Source organism: Polaromonas sp. P3_A5 (assembly GCF_056403055.1).
Genome location: NZ_JBFUGF010000001.1, coordinates 1162271 through 1184750 on the forward strand (window position 1 = coordinate 1162271; position 22480 = coordinate 1184750).

Below are 22480 nucleotides of genomic sequence, written 5' to 3' on the forward strand. Positions count from 1 at the left end.
AGTTATGAGTGGTAAAAGTGGCTGGGATCCGCAATGGTATTGCGCAAGCAGCTATCAAATAAATAGCAGTTCCGGTGCCGTCAGATCATCTGCGTGGTTTTGCTGGCGCCCATTTCGCGGCGGTACCACTCGTGAAAGTGCTGCATGCCGTCTTCCATGGGGCTTTGGTAAGGCCCGAACTCGTTGTCGCCGCGAACCATCAAGGCCTTGCGGCCGGCGTCCATGCGCAGGGCGATTTCGTCGTCTTCCACGCAGGTTTCCATGTAGGCGGCTTGTTGCGCTTCGATGAATTCGCGCTCGAAAGCGCAGATTTCTTCGGGGTAAAAAAACTCGACCACATTGAGCGTCTTGTCGGGGCCCTGTGGATGCAGCGTGCTGACCACCAGCACATGCGGGTACCACTCAACCATCACGTGCGGGTAGTAGGTGAGCCAGATGGCGCCGTATTTGGGCGGTACGCCCTTGCGGTACTGCAGCACCACGTCATGCCATTTCTTGTAGGTGTCGGTGCCGGGCTTGCCCAGCTTGTCTGACACGCCCACGGTCTGCACTGAATAGTTTGGTTCAAGTTGCCAGCGCAGGTCGTCGGTGGTCACAAAGCCGCCCAGCCCGGGGTGGAAGGGGCCGACGTGGTAGTCCTCCAGGTAGACCTCGATGAAGGTCTTCCAGTTGTAGTTGCACTCGTGCAGGTGCACCTTGTCGAGCTGGTAGCCGGAAAAGTCGAGGTCGGCGTAGGTGGCCAGCTGCGACATCTCGGCCGCCACGTCGCGGCCGGTGTCCTCGAACACCAGGCCATTCCAGGTCGTGGTCTTGTAGCGGTTCAGGTTCAGGCAGGGGTCGATCTCGAAGTGCGGTGCGCCTATGAGCTCACCGGAGGTGTTGTAGGTCCAGCGGTGCAGCGGGCAGACGATGTTGCTGCCGGTATTGCCGCGGCCCTGCAGCATGGTGGATTGGCGATGCCGGCAGACGTTGGAGATCAGTTCGATGCCCGAAGCGTTGCGCACCAGCGCCCGGCCTTCGCCCTCATGCGGCAGGGCGTAATAGTCGCCCAGGTGGGGCACGGCCAGTTCATGGCCCAGGTAGCGCGGCCCGCGGGCAAACAGCTTTTGCTGCTCCCGCTGGTACAGGCCCGCATCAAAATAGCTGGAAATGGGGAGCTGGCTGGTGGCCTGCAGGAGACGGAGGCTGAGATCAGACATGCAAATTTCGGTGAACATGCCTCCGCGCCAAGGCGGTGGAGGCTGTTGACAAGCGGGTAGGCAGGCTGAGCGACAGCCCACGGAGAAAACAAGGCCGGATATCCCGCAGCAGGGGTACTGCCGTTATCGAGAACTGTTATCAATTGTACCCGCGCGGGCTTTTTTGCGGGTCTTCGCGCGCCGCCACCGGATAATAGAGATGTATGGATTCGTAGCCTCGGGCGCCGGGGCCGCAACCTGCCTGCAACGGCCTAAAATCAGCCTTCATCCAAATCACCATGGCCAAAAGTCCTTCGTCCACCGCTGCTGCTTCCGCTACCGCTGTTCCGGCATTGCCCGCCAGCTATGAGGCCGCATTGCAGGAACTCGAAGGGTTGGTTGACAGCCTGGAATCCGGGCAGCTGCCGCTGGACCAGTTGCTCACCGGTTACCAGCGCGGTGCGCAGCTGCTGAAGTTCTGCAGGGACAAGCTCGAGGCCGTGGAAACCCAGATCAAGGTGCTGGAAGGCACGGAACTCAAACCGTGGGTGCAGGAATAACCGGCGCAGCCGGCGCCACGGCGCATTGCAGGCAGAACATTCCTTCACCCCCTAAAAAAGAGACCCACGATTGAACGCCCCTGAAAAACTGCCCCTGTTTACCTTGAGCGCCTGGAGTGCCGGGCAGCTTGCCAATGTCGAGAGCGCCTTGTCGCGCTGGGTTGCCTGTCCCAGCGATGCGCCTGCGCCTGCGGGCCTTGGCGACGCCATGCGTTATGCCGTGCTCGACGGTGGAAAACGCCTGCGGCCGCTGCTGGTCATGGCGGCCTGCGAGGCCGTGCAGGGCAATGCGCAAGCCGCCCTGCGGGCCGCCTGCGCGGTAGAGCTGATCCACGCCTATTCGCTGGTACACGACGACATGCCTTGCATGGACAACGATGTGCTGCGCCGCGGCAAGCCCACGGTGCATGTCAAGTTCGGCCAGGCCCAGGCACTACTGGCCGGCGACGCCCTGCAGGCGCTGGCATTTGAATTCCTCACGCCTCCCGATGACTCAGTCGATGCGGCCACACAGGCGCGCCTGTGCCGCATGCTGGCCCAGGCGGCCGGTTTTCAGGGCATGGCCGGCGGCCAGGCCATTGACCTTGCCAGCGTGGGCCTGCCGCTGACGTCCGTCCAGCTGCATGAAATGCACCGGCTGAAGACCGGTGCGCTGCTGCAGGCCAGCGTGATGATGGGCGCGGCCTGTGGTGCTGCGACACCGGCCGCTCAAGACGCCTTGCACGATTACGGCGCCGCCGTCGGCCTGGCTTTCCAGGTCGTTGACGACATCCTCGACGTCACCGCTGATTCCGCCACACTGGGCAAGACGGCCGGCAAGGACGCCGCCCAGGACAAACCCACCTTTGTATCGCTGATGGGGCTGGAAGACTCCAAAGCCTATGCGCAGCAACTGCTGGGCAAGGCACTGCGCAGCCTGGACGCCAGCGGGCTGGGTCACACCGATGCTCTGCGCGCACTGGCGGACATGCTTGTGAACCGTCATCATTGAAGCCGTCATCAGGATTGAATACCGCGGACCGGGAAACCGGCCTTGCCATAAACAGCGACACCACGATGTACCCATTGCTTGAAACCATCAACAGCCCCGCCGACCTGCGGAGCCTGCCCCGCGTTGACCTGAAACCCCTGGCCGACGAACTGCGTGCCTACGTGCTTGACAGCGTTTCAAAAACCGGCGGCCATCTGAGCTCGAACCTGGGCACCGTGGAGCTGACGGTGGCTCTGCATTACGTCTTTAACACCCCCGAAGACCGCCTGGTGTGGGACGTGGGTCACCAGACCTATCCGCACAAAATCCTCACGGGCCGGCGCGAGCGCATGGACAGCCTGCGGCAGTTTGGCGGCCTGTCGGGTTTTCCGCGCCGCGACGAAAGCCCCTACGACACCTTTGGCACGGCCCACTCATCGACCTCGATTTCCGCCGCACTGGGCATGGCGCTGGCCGCTCAGCAAAAAGGCGAAGACCGCCATGCGGTGGCCATCATTGGAGACGGTGCCATGAGCGCCGGCATGGCCTTCGAGGCCCTGAACAATGCGGGTGTGCATGACCATTGCAAGCTGCTGGTGGTGCTCAACGACAACGACATGAGCATCAGCCCGCCGGTGGGCGCGCTGAACCGTTACCTGGCCCAGCTGATGAGCGGGCGTTTTTATGCATCCGCCAGGCACATGGGCAAGCAGGTGCTGCGCGTGGCGCCGCCGCTGCTGGAACTGGCCAAACGCCTGGAGTCGCACGCCAAGGGCATGGTCGTGCCTGCCACGCTATTTGAAAACTTCGGCTTTAATTACATCGGCCCCATCGACGGTCATGACCTGGAGTCGCTGGTCCCCACGCTGGAGAACATCAAGCACCTGATGGACACCAAGGGCGGCCCGCAGTTCCTGCATGTGGTCACCAAAAAAGGCCAGGGCTACAAGCTCGCCGAAGCCGACCCCATCGCCTACCACGGCCCCGGCAAGTTCGATCCGGCCATGGGGCTGCAAAAATCCACCGCACCGGCCAAGCAGACCTTCACCCAGGTGTTCGGCCAGTGGCTGTGCGATATGGCCGAGCACGACAGCCGGCTCGTCGGCATCACGCCGGCCATGCGAGAAGGCTCGGGCATGGTTGAGTTCCACAGGCGCTTTCCTGAACGCTACCATGACGTCGGTATTGCGGAACAGCATGCGGTGACCTTTGCCGCGGGCATGGCCTGCGAAGGGCTCAAGCCCGTGGTCGCGATTTACTCCACCTTTCTGCAGCGCGGCTACGACCAGCTGATCCACGATGTGGCCCTGCAAAACCTGCCTGTCGTGTTCGCGCTGGACCGCGCCGGCCTGGTTGGCGCCGATGGCGCCACGCATGCGGGCGCCTATGACATTCCTTACCTGCGCTGCATTCCCAACATGAGTGTGGCATGCCCCGCCGATGAAAATGAATGCCGCATGCTGCTGAGCTCGGCTTTCGAGCAAAACCATCCGGTGGCTGTACGCTACCCGCGCGGCGCCGGCGCCGGCATCAAGCCGGGAACCGGCCTTGAGGCGCTGCCCTTCGGCAAAGGCGAAGTCCGCCGCGAAGGCTCGGGTGTTGCCATCCTGGCTTTCGGCACCTTGCTATACCCGGCCCTGCAAGCCGCAGAAAAACTAGGCGCCACAGTGGTCAACATGCGCTGGGCCAAACCGCTGGATGTCGAGTTGCTGCTCAAGGTCGCAGCCACCCACCAAGCCCTGGTGACAGTGGAAGAGGGTGCCATCATGGGTGGCGCCGGCAGCGCAGTCAGCGAAGCCCTGCAAGCCGCAGGTGTCAACAAACAGGTGCTGCATTTGGGCCTGAAAGACGAGTTCATCGAACACGGCGATCCCGCAAAACTGCTCGCCCTCCAAGGCCTCGATGCCGCAGGCATCGAAGCGTCCGTGAGGGCGCGGTTTTCTGCTCTGCTGGGAACCGGCAAGCCCACCCTAAAGTCGGTAGCTTAGGCAAGACTCTTAAAGCCAGCATGAGCCGTGGAACCGGCTTTGCCGGGCCACAGGCGGGCGGCCCCCTCGGGGGGCAGGGAGTTACGCGAAGCGAACGACCGTGGGGGCCACATCTGTTCAGCTTCCCGTCAGCTCTTCAAGGGTAAACCCGGCCGGGTCGAGACCCCCTCATTTTTAGAATTCCCAAAGACCTGCAAAACGGTCTGACTGGTGCCTGAGCCCAGTGGAATTTTCATTTTTACCTTTCGGAGTCAACCTGATGGATCGTCGTTCACTCATCAAACACGCCGGCGTTGCCGGTGTTTTGGCAGCAGGCGTTGCGCCGGCTGTTCACGCACAGGCCGCTGTTCGCTGGCGCCTGGCATCCAGCTTCCCCAAATCGCTGGACACGATCTATGGAGGTGCTGAAACGTTTGCCAAGCATGTCAAGGCGATTTCAGGCGGCAAGTTTGAAATCTCCGTCCATGCTGCAGGCGAACTGATGCCCGCGTTTGGTGTGGTCGACGGCGTGCAGCAAGGCTCCATCGAGGCAGCCCATACGGCGCCTTACTATTTCTTCGGCAAGGACGAAACCTTTGCCATCGGCGGCGCCATTCCTTTTGGCCTGAACAGCCGCCAGATGAGCGCCTGGACCTTTGAGGGCAACGGCTTGAAACTGATGCGCGAGTTCTACGCCAAATACAACATGATCAGCTTTCCGTGCGGCAATACCGGCGCGCAAATGGGTGGCTGGTTCCGCAAGGAAATCAAGTCCATTGCCGACATGAAGGGCCTCAAATTCCGCGTCGGCGGTTTTGCCGGCAAGGTCATCGAGCGCCTGGGCGGCGTGCCGCAGAACATTCCCGGCGGCGAGATTTACCAGGCGCTGGAAAAAGGCACCATCGACGCTGCCGAATGGATCGGTCCCTACGATGACCAGAAGCTGGGCTTCAACAAGGTGGCACCCAACTACTACTACCCCGGCTGGTGGGAAGGCGGCCTGCAGCTGGACCTGTACATCAACCAGAAAGCCTACGACGCGTTGTCGCCCGAATACAAGGCGATTGTGGAAGCGGCCAGCGCCGCCGCACACGTCGACATGCAGGCCAAATACGACACCAAGAATCCGACGGCCCTGAAGCAGCTGGTGGGTGCTGGCGCCAAGCTCCGGCCGTTCCCCGCCGATGTCATGAACGCCGCTTTCAAGGAGTCGATGAAGCTGTATGAAGAGCTGTCGGCCAAAAATGAAAACTGGCGCAAGGTCTATGCGGACTATTCGAAATTCCGCGGCGACCAGAACCTGTGGTTCCGTTTTACCGAGGCGACCTTCGACCGTTTCATGCAGAGCCAGAAGCTGTAAAGCCATCAACTTGATCAGATAGGGGGCGAGCGGCTTGCAACTGGCAAGCCGCTCGCTGAAACGTTTTCGTCAAAAAGCCGCCTGCCCAGGCGGCTTTTTTGTGCGCGATCTACGGGTAAAAACGGGGTGTTTTTATGCAAAAGAGTGACAAAGTATCCATGCTCCGCCGATTCAATCAAGGCAATGCAATTCAACAGTTGTAGCAGGCCGAACCGATCTGGCAGATCAACGCAAAATTCGATAACTTCAGGAGAGAGTTTTATGGATCGTCGCTCACTTATCAAAAACGCCGGTATTGCCGGTGTGCTGGCGGCAGGTGTAGCACCTGCTGTTCATGCGCAGGCTGCCGTTCGTTGGCGCCTGGCCTCCAGCTTCCCCAAGTCCCTTGACACCATTTTTGGTGCCGCCGAAGTATTTGCCAAAGCCGTCAAGGCCATGTCGGGCGGCAAGTTCGAAGTGTCGGTTCATGCCGCTGGGGAATTGATGCCCGCTTTTGGCGTGGTCGACGGCGTACAGCAAGGCTCTGTCGAGGCGTGCCACACGGCCCCCTACTATTTCTTCGGCAAGGATGAGACCTTTGCCCTTGGCTGTGCCATTCCCTTCGGTCTGAACAGCCGTCAGATGAGCGCATGGATGTACGAAGGCAACGGCCTGAAGCTGATGCGCGAGTTCTATGGAAAATACAACATCGTCAATTTCCCCGGCGGTAACACCGGCGCGCAGATGGGTGGCTGGTACCGCAAGGAAATCAAGTCGCTGAAAGACATCAAGGGCCTGAAAATGCGCATCGGCGGATTCGGCGGCAAGGTCCTGGAGCGCATCGGCGGTGTGCCGCAGAACATTCCCGGTGGCGAGATTTACCAGGCCCTCGAAAAAGGCACGATTGACGCCGCCGAATGGGTGGGACCTTACGACGACCTGAAACTGGGCTTCAACAAAGTCGCTCCGTTTTACTACTACCCCGGCTGGTGGGAAGGCGGCCCCGAGCTGGACTTCTTCATCAACAACAAGGCTTTTGACGCCCTCACCCCTGAGAACAAGGCCATTGTGGAAGCAGCTGCAGCCCAGGCCCATGGCGATATGCAGGCCAAATACGACGCAAAAAACCCGGGTGCGCTCAAGCAGCTCGTGGGTGCGGGTACCAAGCTCCGTCCATTCCCGACCGACGTGATGAACGCTGCTTTCAAGGAGTCCATGGCGCTTTACGAAGAGATCAGCGCGAGGAACGAAAACTGGAAGAAGATCTACGCCGACTACTCCAAGTTCCGCGCCGAGCAGAACCTGTGGTTCCGCTTCACGGAAGCCACGTTTGACCGCTTCATGCAAGCCCAGAAACTCTGAACCCGGCCCATCGGTCATCCCGAAAGCCGCCTCTTGCAGGCGGTTTTTTTTAGTCTGTCCCGATACTGTAAAACCGGGTTGGGCAAGTGGTGTGAAATGCTGACAAAATAGATCTCCGCCCTCTTGCTCAAAAGCGCGGCTTGCATAGCCGTCGATTGCCAGCTGGGCGCCCCGCACGTCCATTCGGACCGCAAACCCGACCACCCTTCAGGAGATAGCATTTAATGGATCGTCGTTCACTTATCAAAAACGCCGGCATTGCCGGTGTACTGGCCGCCGGTGTGGCACCTGCTGTTCACGCGCAAGCGGCCATCCGCTGGCGCCTGGCTTCCAGTTTCCCCAAGCCGCTTGACACCATTTACGGCGGTGCCGAAGTGTTCGCCAAGAAGGTCAGCGAAATGACTGGCGGCAAATTCCAGATCAGCGTCCACGCCGCCGGCGAATTGATGCCTGCTTTTGGTGTGGTCGATGGTGTCGGCCAGGGTTCCGTGGAAATGTGCCACACCGTGCCTTACTACTACTTCGGCAAGAACGAAGCGTTTGCCATCGGCGCAGCGATTCCATTCGGCATGAACTCGCGCCAGATGTCGGCCTGGATGTACGAAGGCAATGGCCGCAAGCTCATGAATGAGTTCTACGCCAAATACAACCTGGTGAGCTTTCCTGGCGGCAACACGGGCACCCAGATGGGTGGCTGGTTCCGCAAGGAAATCAAGACCGTGGCTGACCTGAAAGGCCTGAAGTTCCGTATTGGCGGCTTTGCCGGCAAGGTGGTGGAGCGTCTCGGCGTGGTTCCGCAGAACCTGCCTGGCGGTGAAATCTACCAGGCACTCGAAAAAGGCACGCTAGATGCCGCAGAGTGGGTGGGCCCTTACGACGACCAGAAACTGGGCTTCAACAAGGTGGCTCCGTTTTACTACTACCCCGGCTGGTGGGAAGGTGGCCCTGAGATTGATTTTTTCGTCAACAACAAGGCGCTGGAAGCCCTGCCCGCAGAGTACCGCGCGATCATCGATGCCGCCGCTTCACATGCGCACATCGACATGCAGGCCAAGTACGATGCACGCAACCCGACCGCACTGAAACAGCTGGTGGGCGCCAAGACCAAGGTCTTGCCCTTTCCCAAGCCCGTGCTCGATGCCTCGTTCAAGGCGTCGATGGAGTTGTATGCCGAGCTGGCCGAGAAGAACCCTGACTGGAAAAAGATATACACCGACTACCGTGCTTTCCAGAAGGACCAGATCCTCTGGTTCCGCTTCGCCGAGTCGCGCTTCGACACGTACATGCAGGGTGTCACCTTATAAGCCCCCACGCTTTTCACTGCGTCTTCGACTTCGTGTAATGCGCTGCCCCCCGAGGGGGCCGCTGCGCCTGCGGCCCGGCGAAGCCGGTTCCGCGGCCCCTGCTTGAAAGGGAAATCAGTGGTTCCCCGTTTTCCCGGGAAATAAAAAACCGCGACATGTCGCGGTTTTTTTTCGCCTGCCTTTCCGGCGGCAGTGAGCCGTGCCCTCAGCGTTGGCTGCGAAAGGTCTTCAACTCGCTTACCAGCCGTTCAAATTCCGCGACCATCTCGGGCGATGCGGCGTAGAACACCGCGAACTTCCCCATCAAGGTACGCACATACAGACGTGGTGCGATCAGCCATTCGAGTCCGCGCACGCGGATCAGCTTGCCGTAGGCGAGTTCGCGCAGCTCCATGTGCTTGTCCCAGACCCAGCTCTGGTAGAGGCCTTGTTCGTCGAGGCGCGTGACGCTGCGCAGGATGTGCCACCACGTGTAGCCCACCATCAGCAGCCCGGCGATGAACCACCCCCCGCCGGCAGCCGCGCCTGAGGCCCTCCCAGCCAGCCAGGCCTGGACAAAAGCCGCGGCCAGGGCCAGCACGATGGCGGTGGCCAACACCTTGAAGGGCACGGAAAACGCCTGCCCCGAGATGCTCCCACCTGTCGGGGTGAACTTGAAGGGCGGTGGGCCGAAATAGGTGCTGGGGGCGGGTACGGGGTCCATGGAGTGCTCGCGGTATGGAAAGGAAAAACTGACAGTATGGGCTGCCAATAAAAACGCCCCTCGCGAAAGGGGCGTTGGACGCTGGCCTGGAAGGCTGCGATCGGTTATTTGGTCTTGAACAGTTCGTCGAGTTTTTTCTGTTCGTCATCGGCATTCGGCTCCGCCGGCGGGGCCAGCGGGTCTGTGCCTGCTGCACCGCTGGCCCCGCCCGCGGGCGGGGTCGCGCTCTCGTCGACGGGGATCTCGATCTTGACCTTGTCCAGGTCGACCACCTCGGGTTTGTCGAGGAAGATCGTCACCGTTTGCGGCACGAAGATGACGATCGCCACCAGAATCAGCTGCATCGCCACCCAGGGAATAGCGCCCAGGTAAATGTCATTGGACTTGATCGGCTTGGGAATGCGTCCTTCCTTGAACAGGGTGTCGGCGATCCCTCGCAGGTAGAACAGCGCAAAGCCGAAGGGCGGGTGCATGAAGCTGGTCTGCATGTTCACGCACAGCAGCACGCCGAACCAGATCAGGTCGATGCCCAGCTTGTCGGCGACGGGGCCCAGCATGGGCAGGATGATGAAAGCAATCTCGAAGAAGTCGAGGAAAAAAGCCAGGAAGAAGATGAACAGGTTGACGGCGATCAGGAAGCCGGTCTGGCCGCCAGGCAGGCCGCTGAGCATGTGCTCGACCCACTTGGCGCCGTCCACGCCCTGGAACACCATCGAGAAGACGCGTGCACCTATCAGGATGAAGACCACCATGGCTGTCAGGCGCATCGTGCCGCTCATGGCTTCCCAGATCAACGCCGGGGTCAGGCGTTTGTGCATGGCCGCCAGGATCAGCGCACCCACCACACCCATGGCGCCGGCTTCGGTTGGCGTGGCAATGGCGGTGTTGATGCCGGGCAGGCCACCCATGGAGCCGAGCACGGCAAAAATCAGGATGGCCGACGGGATGATGCCGCGCAGGCATTTACCCCACAGCGCCCAGCCGTTGAGCGTGCGCGCGGTTTTCGGAACGCCGGGAACATGGTGCGGCTTGAACACGCCAAGCATGAAGGTGTAGCCCGCGAAGATCAGCACCTGCAGGATGGAGGGGCCCCAGGCGCCCTTGTACATGTCACCGACGGAGCGGCCCAGCTGGTCGGCCATGACGATCAGCACGAGTGACGGCGGCACCAGCTGGGTGATGGTGCCGGAGGCCGCCAGCACGCCGGTGGCGTAGCGCATGTTGTAGCCATAGCGGATCATCACGGGCAGCGAGATCAGCGCCATGGCGATCACCTGGCCAGCCACAGTGCCGGTGATCGCGCCCAGGATGAAGCCGACGATGATCACCGAGTAGCCGAGGCCGCCCTTGGCGGGGCCGAACAGCTGGCCCATGGAGTCCAGCATGTCTTCGGCCAGGCCGCACTTTTCAAGGATGGCACCCATGAAGGTGAAGAAGGGAATGGCCAGCAGCAGCTCGTTCGACAAAATGCCGAACATGTTGAGCGGCAGGTTGGACATGAAGCTGGCCGGAAACCAGCCCATCTCGATGGCCAGGAAGCCCGAGGCCAGCCCGAGGGCGGCCAGCGAGAAGGCGACGGGAAAGCCGATCAGCATGATCAGCACGAGGCCCGCGAACATGATCGGGGCAAAATTTTCCATCTGCATGGGGTAGTCCTGAAAGTATTTTTATGGGAACGAGCGATGCAAACGGATCACTGAACCGGTTTTTCGTAGTGCGTATCCATCTCGAATTTGCCCTGGAGATAGCAGATGCGCTTGATGATTTCCGAGAGGCCCTGTACGAACATCAGACCGAAGCCCAGCGGCAGCAGCAGCATCGCGGGCCAGCGGATCAGGCCGCCGGCGTTGCCTGAGACTTCACCTGAGCGCAGCATGCTCACGAACAGCGGCCAGCTCAGGTAGGCCAGCAGGCCCATCACGGGAAGCAGGAAGATGGCCAGGCCGAAGATGTCTACATACACCGGCCCGTTGCCCTTGAGCTTGCCGTAAATGATGTCGACCCGCACGTGCTCGTTGAGTTTGAGGACCACAGGTGCGCCCAGCATCACGGTGGCGGCGAACAGGTACCACTGGATTTCAAGCCAGCCGTTGGAGCTGATGTCCAGGCCGTAGCGCACAAAGGCGTTGCCGGCGGAAATCATCGCGGCAAGCAATACCGTCCAGGCGGCGATCTTGCCCAGTCGCGTGGTCAGCCAGTCGTAGGCCAGTGCGAGTTTGAGGAGTGCGGACACGGGATGTCTCCGATAAGTTCTTTTGAATGAGAAAGTACCCACCCGGGTACGTCGAGGCATGAATGGTACGACGGATGCCACCCGCAGCACTGAATAAAGACTGACAAAAAATTTCCGGGTTTACCCTAGGGTTTTACGGCTTGTGCCAGACTCTCGCGCATTTTTTCAGCGTACGGCCAGCCCGTGGCCGGCGGTGACGTCCCCGATGACCGCTGCCTCGGCAAAGCCTTGGGCGTGGAAAATTGCCAGAACCTCGGCGGCGCTGTCTGCATTGCAGGACACCAGCAGGCCTCCGGAGGTTTGCGGGTCACTGAGCAGGGCTTTGTCAGCTTCGGCAAAGGTTGCGGGCAAACTCACTTCATTTCCATAACTGGCCCAGTTGCGCCCCGAGGCGCCCGTCACACAACCTTGTGCTGCGAGTTCGCGCGTGCCACTGACCAGCGGCACGCGCTGCCAGTCGATGCGCAACTGGACGCCGGCCCCGCGGGCCAGTTCCAGGCCGTGGCCTGCCAGGCCAAAGCCGGTGATGTCGGTGAGCGCATGTACGCCTTCCATGCGTGCCAGCTCGATACCCGGCTTGTTGAGCTGTGTGGTGAGCGCGATCATGCGGGCATAGCCTGCGGCGTCGAGCTGTTCCTTCTTCAGTGCCGCAGAAAGAATGCCGATGCCCAGCGGTTTTCCCAGCACCAGCACGTCCCCGGCCTTGGCACCGGAATTCTTCTTGACCCGCGAAGGGTGCACCAGGCCCAGCACCACCAGGCCATAAATCGGCTCGACCGAGTCGATGGTGTGCCCCCCCGCGATCGGGATGCCCGCATCGCGGCAGACGTCCTGCCCGCCGCGCAGGATCGCGCCTATGGTCTCCAGCGGCAGCACATTGATGGGCATGCCCACCAGCCCGAGCGCCATGATGGGCGTGCCGCCCATGGCATAGACGTCGCTGATTGCATTGGTGGCGGCGATGCGGCCGAAGTCGTAGGGATCATCGACGATGGGCATGAAGAAATCGGTCGTCGCGATCAGCGCCTGCTCGTCATTGAGCAGGTAAACAGCCGCGTCGTCGGCGGTTTCAATGCCTACCAGCAGCTGCGGCGGAATCGGGAGGTTGCTGGAGTTTTTGAGAATTTCACTCAGCACGCCAGGCGCAATCTTGCAGCCGCAACCGCCGCCATGCGACAGGCTGGTGAGCCGGGGTGGGGTGCCCGGAAGTGTTTCAGGGGCGTTCATGGCGTGCTTTCAATGGCGTTCCCGCGGTACCGGCGGTGCGCGGGGCAGCCAGTTTAAAACAAGGGGGTTTTCTCGAGCATTTCACCTGCTGCCCTCAGGCGCAACCCCGGCCGCGCTCCTGGCGCTTCAGTTGTCCTTGTCGGCCTTCAGTTCGCCTTTCACCGCGTCATACACAAACAGCTTTTTGGCCAGACCGGGCTGGTAATTGAGCATGTCAATCAGGAAGCTCAAGGCTCCGAGGTTATTGCCGAGGCGATCGACCGATCCCGCCATGTGGGCCTGCTGCTCATTGGCACCAGGTTTGAGCATCTGTTCCACGAGTTCGCGCATATGCATTACCGCCAGGGCTGCCTGGTCTACCCCCAGCATGGACAGCACGCCCTGCATCTGCGCGAGCTGCCCTGGTACCACGGCCAGGGGTTTTTTGTCCTCCGGCGTGCGGAAAAAGCTGTCGAGGGATTTTTCCAGCACACCCAGGGCCACGCGCAGTTCACCCACCACGCTTCCCATGGTCTGTTTGTCGTTGACGCGTTGGTACAGCTCCTCCATCCACGATTCCGGTGGTTGTGGCTGTCCGCCCGTCCTGGCGCTTTCAAGCCGCTCCGCAAGCCGGGCTGTCCGGGCCCACAGGCGCGGGTCGTTGGGGTCGAAATCGTCAAACACGGCTTCCAGGTACAGCACCGCGGTTGCCACCTCCAGCGCCAGTTCGGGGCTGGGGGCCTGACCCGAACTGACCGTCGAGGCGATCACGCGCGTCAGCGACCGCGCCATCGGCTCGCTCGGCGGATGCAGTTTGACCAGTGAATCCGTCACCAGGCTGAACTGGTCGTTCAGGGATTTGAACTTGCTCAGGTCTCCGGCGGTGGCTGCAGACCATGTTTCCTTTGCCGAGCTGATGCGCTTGCGGGCCTGCGCGATCAGGGCCGGGGCGAAGCGGCCGAACTGGACCGACTCATAGTCCACCGGCTTGAACCGTGTCAAGCCATAACTTGAACGAACCGCCGACAGCACCGGCGCGTCGCTGGAGCGTGGGACTTTCGCCTGGGAACACAGGAAAAGCAGATCTTCCGCAAGCCGGGCCGACGCCTCCGTACCCTTGGCCAGCCAGACATACTGCAGCAGGATGCGCAGGGTTGCACGCTTTACATAGAGATCGATCTTCAGCAGGCCTTTTGCCAGTGCTTCGAAATACGCCGCTGCAATTTTCCAGAAGGTCCTGGGCTCAATGCCGGTCTGGCCCTGGGCGAACCCCAGGCAGACATCGCTGAGGCTTTGCGCGGCTTCCGCGTCACCGGTCCGGATGAGGGTCAGCATCAACCGGTCCAGCAGCTGCCTGGATTCCCCGCCGTACGCCCTGGCATCGACAGTGATATTGAGGACCGGCTCTATCCAGCGCCACTGGAACACCCAGAGATCCGCCGGATGGACGCGGTCGGCGCCAACCAGGCCCTGGATGTCGCGGTACTGGGGGAAAAGTGACACCGCAGACACCGGTTTGCCGGCCAGCACGTCTTCGAGGTAATGCGTCAGGGAAAAACCGGCCAGTTCGATTTTGGTCGCAGCGTCCTGTGTGCATTGCCCCGGTGTCTGGATGAATTTTTGCACCGCCGTTTCCATGGCCCGCAGCACCAGCGCAGGCGCGCTCATGCCGACCATCTCCAGCGCGCCGACCGCCTGGTGCAACTGCTGGCGGGCAGTACGTAACTGGCCGGCATCCAGTGCGGCGAGATCGGAGTTGCTGACGCCTTCAGCCTCCCGCAAAAAGCGTTTCAGGGCTTTGTTGGAACCTTCCAGCGACTTGCGCAGTTCTTCCAGCACCCACGCCAGGGGCCCGAGGTCCAGGAGCGTCATGTCGAGCTCGGCGGGCGATGAGTTCAGATCGTGTGGTTGCATAAGTGGCGTGCTGGTGAGTGAGTCAAGGGGCGGGGTCAAGGGGCAGTCGATGCGTCCTCCAGACGCCCGCAGGCATTCTCAAGATACGGGGCGACTGGCCGGAGTCTATCCGTGTACTTGTTGTTACAAAAGGGGGTAAGTCGCCGTGGCGCGACACCTTGCCATCAATATTTCGTCGGGTTGGCAGGCCCCTTGTTTGTCCTCGAGCCCAGTATGCAACCTAAACACTTATGCGCGCTAGCCGGTCGTCCGTCTGCTATTCTGGTCTCAATCGGCGCGCGGCTTTGATGGTGTCTTGTTTGTGTCCATTCGTGTCAGTGCTTGCCAGACTTTGTGCGGGTTCAAGACGCTACACCTTTTCATTACTCCCGCCAGCAATCATTTTTTTCGCGATGGACCGCCAGATCGATTCGCCCCTCATGCGCAGCGCCGGCCGTGACGTCCTGTCGCTGGCGCTGATGGATGCCCGCAATCACACCTTGCGGATTTTTGGCCAGTACCAGCAGGCGCTGGAATCCGTTGGTTTTGCCGTGCCGGCCTCCCCGCTGCTGAGCCCTCCGCTGTGGATGCTCGGCCACGTCGGCTGGTTCCAGGAATGGTGGATCGGCCGCAATGTGCAGCGTGCACAGGGAATACGCTGCGCACCGGGGCACACCCGCCTCGCTTCGATGGAACCCAATGCCGACCGCTGGTGGGACCCTGCGAGTGTTCCGCACAGCCAGCGCTGGTCGCTTGACCTGCCCGATGTGGAAGTTTGCCGTGCCTATCTGCTCGACACGCTGGAAAGCACGCTGGAATTACTGGGCAAAGCCGGGGAGGACGGCGACGCGCTCTACTTCTACCGCCTGTGCCTCTTTTATGAGGACATGCAGGCCGAAGCCTTGACCCACGCCGCGCAGATGCTGGGTGTGCCTATTGAGAAGGATTTGTTGCAAGCCTTCACACCCCCGCCCATGGCACTGCGGGGCGCGCTGTTGATCCCGGCTACCACCTGGAAAATGGGCTCTGCCGCACCATCGGGCACTGCAGGTTTTGTTTTTGACAACGAGCTGGCACAGCACGACATCAGCGTGCCCGAGTTCGAGATCGACGCGCAGCCGGTGAGCTGGGCGCAGTTCGTGGAGTTTGTCGATGACGGCGGCTATGACCGGCCCGAGTTCTGGCAGCCCGAGGGATGGGAGTGGTTGCAGGCCATCGTCAAAAGCGAAGGCAGGCGCGGTCCGCGTTACGTTGAACAGATTGGTGTGGCCAGCGGCGCCGTAATGCTGACCCGCTTTGGCAAGGCCATGCGCATGCTCGGCAACCAGCCGGCCATGCACATGAGCTGGTGGGAAGCTGACGCCTGGTGCCGCTGGGCCGGGCGCCGCCTGCCCGCAGAAGTGGAATGGGAAACCGCTGCGTGCACGGCCGCCCGCAGGGGCTTTCGCTGGGGCGACGTGTGGGAGTGGACGGGCACGACCTTTCGTGCTTACCCGGGTTTTGTGCCCGGTCCTTTCGCCGCCTATTCCGAACCCTGGTTCGGCAGCCACAAGGTGCTGCGCGGCGGTTCGTTCGCCACGCGTGCGCGCCTGAAGCATCCCCGCTACCGCAACTTCTGCCTGCCCGGGCGGGACGATATTTTCTGTGGATTCAGGTCCTGCGCGCTATAAAAAGAATAGCTGGTAGCGCTAGTCCTGAAAGGGTTTCAGGCACTTTTCGCCAATTTTTCCTTGCGGTATGTCCACCAGGGCAAGGTGGCGCGCAGGGACAGCACCTTGCCGCTCTGGGCCGTTTCGCCGCTGTAGCCGGGCAACTCTTCCAGCGTGGCCTGCCAGTCGCGGCTCTGGAGCTCCTTGAGCAGTGCCTGCACCTGCGGCGTGGGCAGTTCGGACTTCAGGCACACCAGGTGGTAGCGCTCCTGCGCCAGCGGGATGAAGCCCAGGCCTTTCTCGCGCGCTGCCGTTTCAATGCCAAGGCCGGCATCGGCGACATTGCTGGCAATCGCCTGGGCCACGGCCGTATGGGATGGCTCCTGGCTCTGGTAGCCCTGGATATCTGAAGTCGCCACACCGGCTTTGCCCAGCAGTTCGTCCAGCAACACGCGTGTGCCGGTGCCTTCCGCCCGGTTCACGTAACGCACGCCCGGCCTTGCCAGGTCGGTGATGCCGGCAATCTGCAGCGGGTTGTTTTTGGCCACGATCAGGCCCTGCATGCGATGGGCGAAACCGATCAGCTTGTGCAGTCCGGGCTTGAGCAGGTTGCGGTAGGTCAGGGCCGTCACGGACTGACTGCCAGGCTGGTCCAGCGTGTGAAATCCGGCCATCATGCAGCGCCCCGCGTTCAGGGCGGCAATGGCGTCCACGCTGCCCATGAAGCGGATGTCCAGGTGCAGCCCGCGCGGGCTCGCCTGTTCGCGCAACGCAGAAAGCGCTGCGTCGTGGCTGGCATAGAGCGTGAGCACATGGGCGTTGTCGTCAAAGGCGGTGGAAAAAGCCCGTTCGATGTCGCCCCGCAATGCTTCGATCTGGGGCGCCAGCCGAGCCTGTGCCTGCCGCTCGGCCCAGAGCAGTTTCTCTCCGAATTCCGTGAGCCGTGCCCGCTGGCCCTTGTCCCAGACGATCAGTGTTCGTCCCAGGGTCTGCTCCCAGTCTTTGAGTGCACCCCACACGTGGCGGTACGACAGGTCGAGCGCCTTGGCGGCTTTGGAGATGGAGCCTTGTTCACGCACCGCATGGAGCATGTCCATCAGCGGATTGCGTATCAGGGCGTTTTTGCCCCGCTGTGGCGTGAGCAGGTAAGAGAGTTCGACTTTATGCATGGCGAGGCGGTAAGTGCACTGATTATGAGTGCACAGGTCAGCAGCGACGGGCGAAGGGCGGGCCGCGCTGCGAAGCGGGGATCAGCCTATGCAAATCAATTCATAGCGATGATTCCCGATATAAATCAAGGACTTGGGCGCTACGATTGGTACTGCGATCCGGAAGTATCGAAACATGAAAGCGCGTATTCGTAACCCATGGCAGCGTTGCAATCCTTGCGAAGGCGTATAGCCTTCGCTGCGGCTTGCGCCTCGCCCTGGGCACGAATCCATCACTTTCATTGTGTTTCGCTACTTCCGGATTGCAGTACCAGTGCCCCGCAGATCTCCCACATGAACACCTTCTCAGACAGCGCCGCCACGGCATTCACGCTCATCACCTCGCTCGATCCCATGCTGGCCAGCATCGTGGCCCGTTCATTGGCCGTGAGTGCCTGCGCCTGTCTCATTGCCTGCAGCGCTGGCCTGCTGCTCGGTGCGTGGCTGGGTGTGTCGCGTTTTCGCGGCCGCGGTGCGGTTCTGGCTGTGCTCAACACCGCGCTGGCCCTGCCCTCGGTGGTGGTCGGGCTGGTGGTGTACCTGTTGCTCTCCCGAACCGGCCCCCTCGGCTTCCTGGGCTGGCTGTTTTCCTTCAAGGCCATGGTGCTGGCGCAGGCTGTGCTGGTGCTGCCGGTCGTCACCGCGCTGGTTCGCCAGACGATTGAAGATGCCGACCGTTCTCATGGCGAGCAATTCCAGTCGCTGGGTGCGGGCCGCTTCGTGCGAGGCCTCATCCTTCTGTGGGACGAGCGTTATGCGTTGCTGACGGTGCTGATCGCCGCGTTCGGCCGGGCGATCTCGGAGGTCGGCGCGGTGATGGTGGTGGGCGGCAACATCGACGGCTTCACGCGCGTGATGACCACCTCGATCGCGCTGGAAACCAGCAAGGGCGATTTGCCGCTGGCGCTTGCGCTGGGCATCGTGCTGCTGGGTGTGGTGCTGCTGCTCAACATCCTGATAGCCTTGGTGCGGCGCTGGCGCGAGCAGTTCGACGACCGCCTGCCGGATGTGGCCCTGGCCACCGGGGGCGCACAGCCATGACGCAGGTTTTCAACCTGCACGCCATCGGTGTGCAGTTCGGCCAGGTCCATGCGCTCAGCGGCTGCAGCCTGCGTATCAAGGCCGGCGAAAGGCTGGCACTGGTGGGCGCCAACGGCAGCGGAAAGAGCACGCTGCTTCGGACCCTCAACGGCCTGGTACGGCCTTCTGCCGGCAGCTTTCAACACGACGTGCAATTGCGGCAGGCCATGCTGTTCCAGCGGCCTTACATGCTGCGCGCCAGCGTGCTGAACAACGTGGCACTCGGACTGTGGCTGGGTGGTGTGCGCTGGAAAGAGGCCAAAGTCCAGGCATTGGCTGCCCTGGAGCGCGTGGGGCTGGAAGACCTGGCTACACGCAATGCCAAGGCGCTGTCGGGCGGGCAGCAGCAGCGTGTGGCGCTGGCGCGTGCCTGGGCGCTCAAGCCGCAGGTCCTGTTGCTCGACGAGCCCACGGCCAGCCTGGACCCCACGGCCAAGCGCGAGGTCGAGCGCCTGATGGCGGAATTTGCCGATGCCGGCATGACACTCATTTTCAGCAGCCACAACCTGGGGCAGGTCAAGCGGCTGGCCAGCCGGGTGATTTACCTTGAGCACGGCCGGCTGGTAGCCGACTTGCCGACTGCGGCCTTTTTCACCGGTCCTGTCCCCGCAGCGGCAGAAGCATTTTTAAAAGGAGAACTTGCATGAACAGCTTGAGCATGGTGTCGGGAATTTTCGGGTCGATCAGGGCTTTGGCGCTTGTCCCGCTTGCGCTGGCAGCTACTGTTTCGATAGCACAAACCAGCACTATCGTGATGGCGTCAACCACCTCGACCGAGCAGTCAGGCCTGTTTCCCTACCTGCTGCCCGAGTTCAAAAAAGCCACGGGCATTGACGTGAAAGTAGTCGCTGTCGGCACCGGCCAGGCTATCGATATGGGCCGCCGGGGTGATGCTGACGTGCTCTTTGTGCACGACCAGGTGGCGGAAGAAAAAGTCGTGGCTGAGGGCTTTGCCATCAAGCGTTTTCCCGTGATGTACAACGACTTCGTGCTGATCGGCCCCGCAGCTGATCCAGCCAAAACCAGGGGCAGGGACATTGTCGAAGCGCTGAAAAAACTCAGCGCCGCCAATGCCGGTTTTATCTCTCGCGGTGACAAGAGCGGCACGCACGCCGCCGAACTTCGCTACTGGAAAGCCGCGGGCGTCGAGACGCCGGGCGACAAGCCTGCGTTTGCCAACTACAAGGCTTGCGGCTGCGGCATGGGCCCGGCGCTCAACATCGCGGCCAGCAGCGGCGGCTATGTGTTGGCCGACCGCGGCACCTGGCTGTCCTTCAAAAACCGCGGCGACCTGGTCGTGCTGGTCGAAGGCGATACCAAGCTGTTTAACCAGTACGGCGTGATGGTGGTGAACCCCGCCAAGCATCCGCAGACCAAAGTGGTGGAAGCGCAGAAGTTTGTGGACTGGGTGATTTCACCAGCTGGCCAGAACGTGATTGCCGGCTACAAGATCAATGGCGAGCAGCTGTTCTTTCCAAACGCAAAATGAGTTCCCCCCTGTCCAGGCTCACTGCGTGTAGCCTGTCCTCCCCTCCAGGGGGCGGCGCCTGCGGCCCGGCGAAGCCGGTTCCGCGGCGCCTGCTGGTATGGATTGCTGCTGCGGTTGTTTTTTCAGGAGGCTTGACTATGGCGCATGCCCAATCGCCCGCAGCATCTGCTGAAGGCGCCGCGCCGCTGCGCGTGTATGCGGCGGGCAGCCTGCGCGAAGCGCTCACTGAAGCCGCGCGCGCGTATGAAACCCGCACGGGCGTGAAAACCCAGCTGACCTTTGGCGCCTCTGGCCTGCTGCGCGAACGCATCGAGAAGGGTGAGCCGGCGCAGGTGTTTGCCTCGGCCGACACGCAGCATCCCCAGCGCCTGTATGCCGCAGCGGGAAGTTCATGGGCGCAACCCACGCTCTTCGTGCGCAACCAGCTGTGCGCGTTGGCCGTGCCGCAGCTCAATGCCGATTCGGGAAAGTTGCTCGACCTGATGCTGGATCCCGCCGTCAAGCTCGGCACCTCCACGCCCAGGGCGGACCCGTCGGGCGACTATGCATGGGAAGCGTTCCGCAAGGCGGAAGCACTCAAGCCCGGTGCTTACACGGCACTGGACGCCAAGGCACTCAAGCTCACCGGTTCGCCCGAAGCGCCCCAGCCTCCAGCAGGCCGGGGGGTTTATGAGTGGCTGGTTTCGGAAGGGCGTGCTGATCTGTTCCTGACTTATTGCACCAATGCTGTGGCGGTTCGCAAGGACCTGCCGCGGATGAATGTGGTGCAGATGCCGGCGGCTCTACAGGTGAGTGCGGCCTACGGTTTGACTGCGCGAAGCGGGGATGCTGCTGCTGGGCAGTTTGCTGCCTACTTGTTGACGCCGGAAGCGCAGGAGGTGTTTCGGCGGTTTGGTTTTGGGGCGCCCTAGCAAGACACCCACCCCCGTCCAGTCTCACTGCGTGTAGCCTGTTCCCTCCTCGAGGGGGCGGCGCCTGCGGTCTGGCAAAGCCAGTCCCGCGGCTGCCCGCTTGCACTCATTAATCCAGCATGAGCCGCGGAACCGGCTTTGCCGGGTCGCAGGGCGGGCGGCCCCCTCGGGGGGCAGCGACCCACACGAAGTGGGGGAGCGTGGGGGCTACATATAATCACCCCGTGCCCCACCACCCCGTATCCCGCTCGACCCTTCCCGTATGGGAACGCCTTGCCGCCTGGCTGGCTTTCCTGGCCGTGGCGGCGGCGTTGTGGGCACCGGTGTCCATGCTCGCCCAGGACGTGCGCAGCGGCAAGCTGAGCGGCATTTGCAGCGTCAACACCGCTTCGTCTGATGCCGGCATGGACTCCACCGATGGCAATGCAGCCTCCCCAGGCCAGCGCTGCGACCTGTGCGGCTCAGCAGGGCTGGTGCTGCCACCTCTACCGGTAGCAAGCGTTTCCTGTGTCACCGGTACCACGGTTGCGGTGGCGGATATTCCGGCAACCACCGGCACTGCCATCTCCGGGCTGCCTTTCAGCCGCGCACCTCCCGCACTTTGAACTGAACCGCCTCTCGCTGGAGGCCTCAGGCATCCCGCGCACGGGCCTTGCGGCCGGCGCCGTGCCATCGTTCATTTCAGCGTGCACTTTCACGAGCCATTTCTGCGCACCCGTGCGCTCCGTTCGGCATGGCGCTCGCTGCGCTGGCTGGCCCTAATTTCAGCCGCAAATCCTGGTGCCTTTAATTTTCAATCCTGTAAGAATCAATCATGAAATACCCAAATGCTATTAAAACCATAGCTGCTTGCGCTCGTCCCTATTGGGCTGGAGCTATCTTTATTGCTGTATCCCTGCCTGCCACCGCACACGTCACCCTGGAATACCAGGTCGCCAATGCAGGCAGCTACTACAAGGGCACATTCAAGGTCGGGCATGGCTGCGGGAATTCACCCGTCAAACAGATCGTGGTCACCATCCCCGCGGGTGTGCAGGGTGCCAAGCCCATGCCCAAAGCAGGCTGGACGCTGGAGGTTACACGCGAGAAGCTGGCGCAGCCGCTGCTGGACCACGGCAAAACCGTCACCGAAGACGTGTCGCGAATCAGCTGGACGGCTAAAACCCCCGCTGACTATCTGCAGAACGACTGGTACGACGAATTTGTGCTGCAGGCCAAACTGCCTGCACAAGCGGGCATGTTGTATTGGCCGGTAAGCCAGGTTTGCGAGACCGGCAAGGTTGACTGGGCCGAAGTGCCTCAGCCGGGAAAAAAATTGTCCGATCTCAAAAACCCTGCTGCCGCGCTGGAGCTGATGTCGGCGGGTGGTGGTGAGCACAATCACTGAGCGAGCCCTGTAGTCTTGGTTTCAGATTCAATTCACTGCTT

General features: G+C 61.6%; 20 protein-coding genes. 13 read left to right on the plus strand and 7 right to left on the minus strand.

The genetic code is table 11. The annotated features are described in order from the left end of the window. Positions 1-80: 80 nt before the first annotated feature. A complete protein-coding gene (locus AC1DU8_RS05610; protein WP_477665603.1) occupies positions 81-1199 on the minus strand; it encodes an aromatic ring-hydroxylating oxygenase subunit alpha in 1119 nt (372 codons plus the stop codon). A gap of 278 nt (positions 1200-1477) precedes the next feature. On the opposite strand from AC1DU8_RS05610, the gene AC1DU8_RS05615 reads away from it, so the two are divergent. The 6 genes from AC1DU8_RS05615 (at position 1478) to AC1DU8_RS05640 (ending at position 8680) form a co-directional block, all read left to right on the plus strand. Further along, positions 1478-1738: an exodeoxyribonuclease VII small subunit gene (locus tag AC1DU8_RS05615; RefSeq protein WP_477665604.1), complete on the plus strand. Its 261-nt coding sequence runs from the start codon at positions 1478-1480 to the stop codon at positions 1736-1738. Between the two features lie 70 nt (positions 1739-1808). Then, positions 1809-2729, plus strand: coding sequence for a polyprenyl synthetase family protein (locus AC1DU8_RS05620; protein ID WP_477665605.1), 921 nt, complete (start codon positions 1809-1811; stop codon positions 2727-2729). A 65-nt stretch (positions 2730-2794) separates the two neighbouring features. Then, complete coding sequence (dxs, locus tag AC1DU8_RS05625) at positions 2795-4696, plus strand: 1-deoxy-D-xylulose-5-phosphate synthase (protein WP_477665606.1); 1902 nt, start codon at positions 2795-2797, stop codon at positions 4694-4696. Between the two features lie 259 nt (positions 4697-4955). Beyond that, positions 4956-6035 (plus strand): TRAP transporter substrate-binding protein, encoded by a 1080-nt coding sequence (locus AC1DU8_RS05630; protein ID WP_457280015.1) that lies wholly within the window; start codon positions 4956-4958, stop codon positions 6033-6035. Positions 6036-6296: 261 nt separating this feature from the next. Beyond that, complete coding sequence (locus AC1DU8_RS05635; RefSeq protein ID WP_457280016.1) at positions 6297-7376, plus strand: TRAP transporter substrate-binding protein; 1080 nt, start codon at positions 6297-6299, stop codon at positions 7374-7376. Between the two features lie 224 nt (positions 7377-7600). Next, the gene (locus AC1DU8_RS05640; RefSeq protein ID WP_457280017.1) at positions 7601-8680 is read left to right on the plus strand and encodes a TRAP transporter substrate-binding protein; all 1080 of its coding nucleotides are present in this window, start codon (positions 7601-7603) and stop codon (positions 8678-8680) included. A 205-nt stretch (positions 8681-8885) separates the two neighbouring features. On the opposite strand, the gene AC1DU8_RS05645 is transcribed toward AC1DU8_RS05640, so the two are convergent. The 5 genes from AC1DU8_RS05645 to AC1DU8_RS05665 all read right to left on the minus strand — a co-directional run bounded on the left by AC1DU8_RS05645 (position 8886) and on the right by AC1DU8_RS05665 (position 14736). Further along, positions 8886-9383, minus strand: coding sequence for a hypothetical protein (locus tag AC1DU8_RS05645; protein WP_457280018.1), 498 nt, complete (start codon positions 9381-9383; stop codon positions 8886-8888). Between the two features lie 104 nt (positions 9384-9487). After that, a complete protein-coding gene (locus AC1DU8_RS05650) occupies positions 9488-11029 on the minus strand; it encodes a TRAP transporter large permease (protein ID WP_457280019.1) in 1542 nt (513 codons plus the stop codon). A 47-nt stretch (positions 11030-11076) separates the two neighbouring features. Beyond that, positions 11077-11616, minus strand: a complete 540-nt coding sequence (locus AC1DU8_RS05655; protein WP_457280020.1) for a TRAP transporter small permease subunit — start codon at positions 11614-11616, stop codon at positions 11077-11079. A 165-nt stretch (positions 11617-11781) separates the two neighbouring features. Beyond that, positions 11782-12843: a selenide, water dikinase SelD gene (gene selD / locus AC1DU8_RS05660; RefSeq protein WP_457280021.1), complete on the minus strand. Its 1062-nt coding sequence runs from the start codon at positions 12841-12843 to the stop codon at positions 11782-11784. A 126-nt stretch (positions 12844-12969) separates the two neighbouring features. Continuing rightward, a complete protein-coding gene (locus AC1DU8_RS05665) occupies positions 12970-14736 on the minus strand; it encodes a FimL-related protein (RefSeq protein WP_457280022.1) in 1767 nt (588 codons plus the stop codon). Between the two features lie 392 nt (positions 14737-15128). Here AC1DU8_RS05665 and senA point away from each other — a divergent pair, with 392 nt between their 5' ends. After that, positions 15129-16385 (plus strand): selenoneine synthase SenA, encoded by a 1257-nt coding sequence (gene senA / locus AC1DU8_RS05670; RefSeq protein WP_457280023.1) that lies wholly within the window; start codon positions 15129-15131, stop codon positions 16383-16385. Positions 16386-16420: 35 nt separating this feature from the next. Here the strand turns inward: senA and AC1DU8_RS05675 are convergent, their stop codons facing one another. Then, entirely contained in the window at positions 16421-17533 is a 1113-nt protein-coding gene (locus tag AC1DU8_RS05675; protein WP_477665609.1) for a substrate-binding domain-containing protein, read from the minus strand. 333 nt (positions 17534-17866) lie between these two features. On the opposite strand from AC1DU8_RS05675, the gene AC1DU8_RS05680 reads away from it, so the two are divergent. From AC1DU8_RS05680 to AC1DU8_RS05705, 6 genes are all read left to right on the plus strand, one after another. After that, on the plus strand, positions 17867-18613 hold the full coding sequence (locus AC1DU8_RS05680) for an ABC transporter permease (protein WP_457280025.1): 747 nt from the start codon (positions 17867-17869) through the stop codon (positions 18611-18613). Then, on the plus strand, positions 18610-19299 hold the full coding sequence (locus AC1DU8_RS05685) for an ABC transporter ATP-binding protein (protein WP_457306875.1): 690 nt from the start codon (positions 18610-18612) through the stop codon (positions 19297-19299). Before AC1DU8_RS05680 ends, AC1DU8_RS05685 begins: the two co-directional genes overlap by 4 nt. Next, on the plus strand, positions 19296-20141 hold the full coding sequence (locus AC1DU8_RS05690) for an ABC transporter substrate-binding protein (RefSeq protein ID WP_457280027.1): 846 nt from the start codon (positions 19296-19298) through the stop codon (positions 20139-20141). Before AC1DU8_RS05685 ends, AC1DU8_RS05690 begins: the two co-directional genes overlap by 4 nt. Positions 20142-20278: 137 nt before the next feature. Continuing rightward, positions 20279-21052, plus strand: coding sequence for a molybdate ABC transporter substrate-binding protein (locus AC1DU8_RS05695; protein WP_457280028.1), 774 nt, complete (start codon positions 20279-20281; stop codon positions 21050-21052). Between the two features lie 224 nt (positions 21053-21276). Then, the gene (locus tag AC1DU8_RS05700) at positions 21277-21657 is read left to right on the plus strand and encodes a DUF2946 family protein (protein ID WP_457280029.1); all 381 of its coding nucleotides are present in this window, start codon (positions 21277-21279) and stop codon (positions 21655-21657) included. A 209-nt stretch (positions 21658-21866) separates the two neighbouring features. After that, positions 21867-22439: a YcnI family copper-binding membrane protein gene (locus AC1DU8_RS05705; protein WP_457280030.1), complete on the plus strand. Its 573-nt coding sequence runs from the start codon at positions 21867-21869 to the stop codon at positions 22437-22439. Positions 22440-22480: the final 41 nt, after the last annotated feature.

Bases quoted from the DNA above. Each gene is read 5' to 3' on its own strand.
- AC1DU8_RS05610 (WP_477665603.1), bottom strand. From the start codon at position 1,199: ATGTCTGATCTCAGCCTCCGTCTCCTGCAGGCCACCAGCCAGCTCCCC.
- AC1DU8_RS05615 (WP_477665604.1), top strand. From the start codon at position 1,478: ATGGCCAAAAGTCCTTCGTCCACCGCTGCTGCTTCCGCTACCGCTGTT.
- dxs (WP_477665606.1), top strand. From the start codon at position 2,795: ATGTACCCATTGCTTGAAACCATCAACAGCCCCGCCGACCTGCGGAGC.
- AC1DU8_RS05630 (WP_457280015.1), top strand. From the start codon at position 4,956: ATGGATCGTCGTTCACTCATCAAACACGCCGGCGTTGCCGGTGTTTTG.
- AC1DU8_RS05635 (WP_457280016.1), top strand. From the start codon at position 6,297: ATGGATCGTCGCTCACTTATCAAAAACGCCGGTATTGCCGGTGTGCTG.
- AC1DU8_RS05640 (WP_457280017.1), top strand. From the start codon at position 7,601: ATGGATCGTCGTTCACTTATCAAAAACGCCGGCATTGCCGGTGTACTG.
- AC1DU8_RS05645 (WP_457280018.1), bottom strand. From the start codon at position 9,383: ATGGACCCCGTACCCGCCCCCAGCACCTATTTCGGCCCACCGCCCTTC.
- AC1DU8_RS05650 (WP_457280019.1), bottom strand. From the start codon at position 11,029: ATGCAGATGGAAAATTTTGCCCCGATCATGTTCGCGGGCCTCGTGCTG.
- selD (WP_457280021.1), bottom strand. From the start codon at position 12,843: ATGAACGCCCCTGAAACACTTCCGGGCACCCCACCCCGGCTCACCAGC.
- AC1DU8_RS05665 (WP_457280022.1), bottom strand. From the start codon at position 14,736: ATGCAACCACACGATCTGAACTCATCGCCCGCCGAGCTCGACATGACG.
- senA (WP_457280023.1), top strand. From the start codon at position 15,129: ATGGACCGCCAGATCGATTCGCCCCTCATGCGCAGCGCCGGCCGTGAC.
- AC1DU8_RS05675 (WP_477665609.1), bottom strand. From the start codon at position 17,533: ATGCATAAAGTCGAACTCTCTTACCTGCTCACGCCACAGCGGGGCAAA.
- AC1DU8_RS05680 (WP_457280025.1), top strand. From the start codon at position 17,867: ATGAACACCTTCTCAGACAGCGCCGCCACGGCATTCACGCTCATCACC.
- AC1DU8_RS05685 (WP_457306875.1), top strand. From the start codon at position 18,610: ATGACGCAGGTTTTCAACCTGCACGCCATCGGTGTGCAGTTCGGCCAG.
- AC1DU8_RS05690 (WP_457280027.1), top strand. From the start codon at position 19,296: ATGAACAGCTTGAGCATGGTGTCGGGAATTTTCGGGTCGATCAGGGCT.
- AC1DU8_RS05695 (WP_457280028.1), top strand. From the start codon at position 20,279: ATGGCGCATGCCCAATCGCCCGCAGCATCTGCTGAAGGCGCCGCGCCG.
- AC1DU8_RS05705 (WP_457280030.1), top strand. From the start codon at position 21,867: ATGAAATACCCAAATGCTATTAAAACCATAGCTGCTTGCGCTCGTCCC.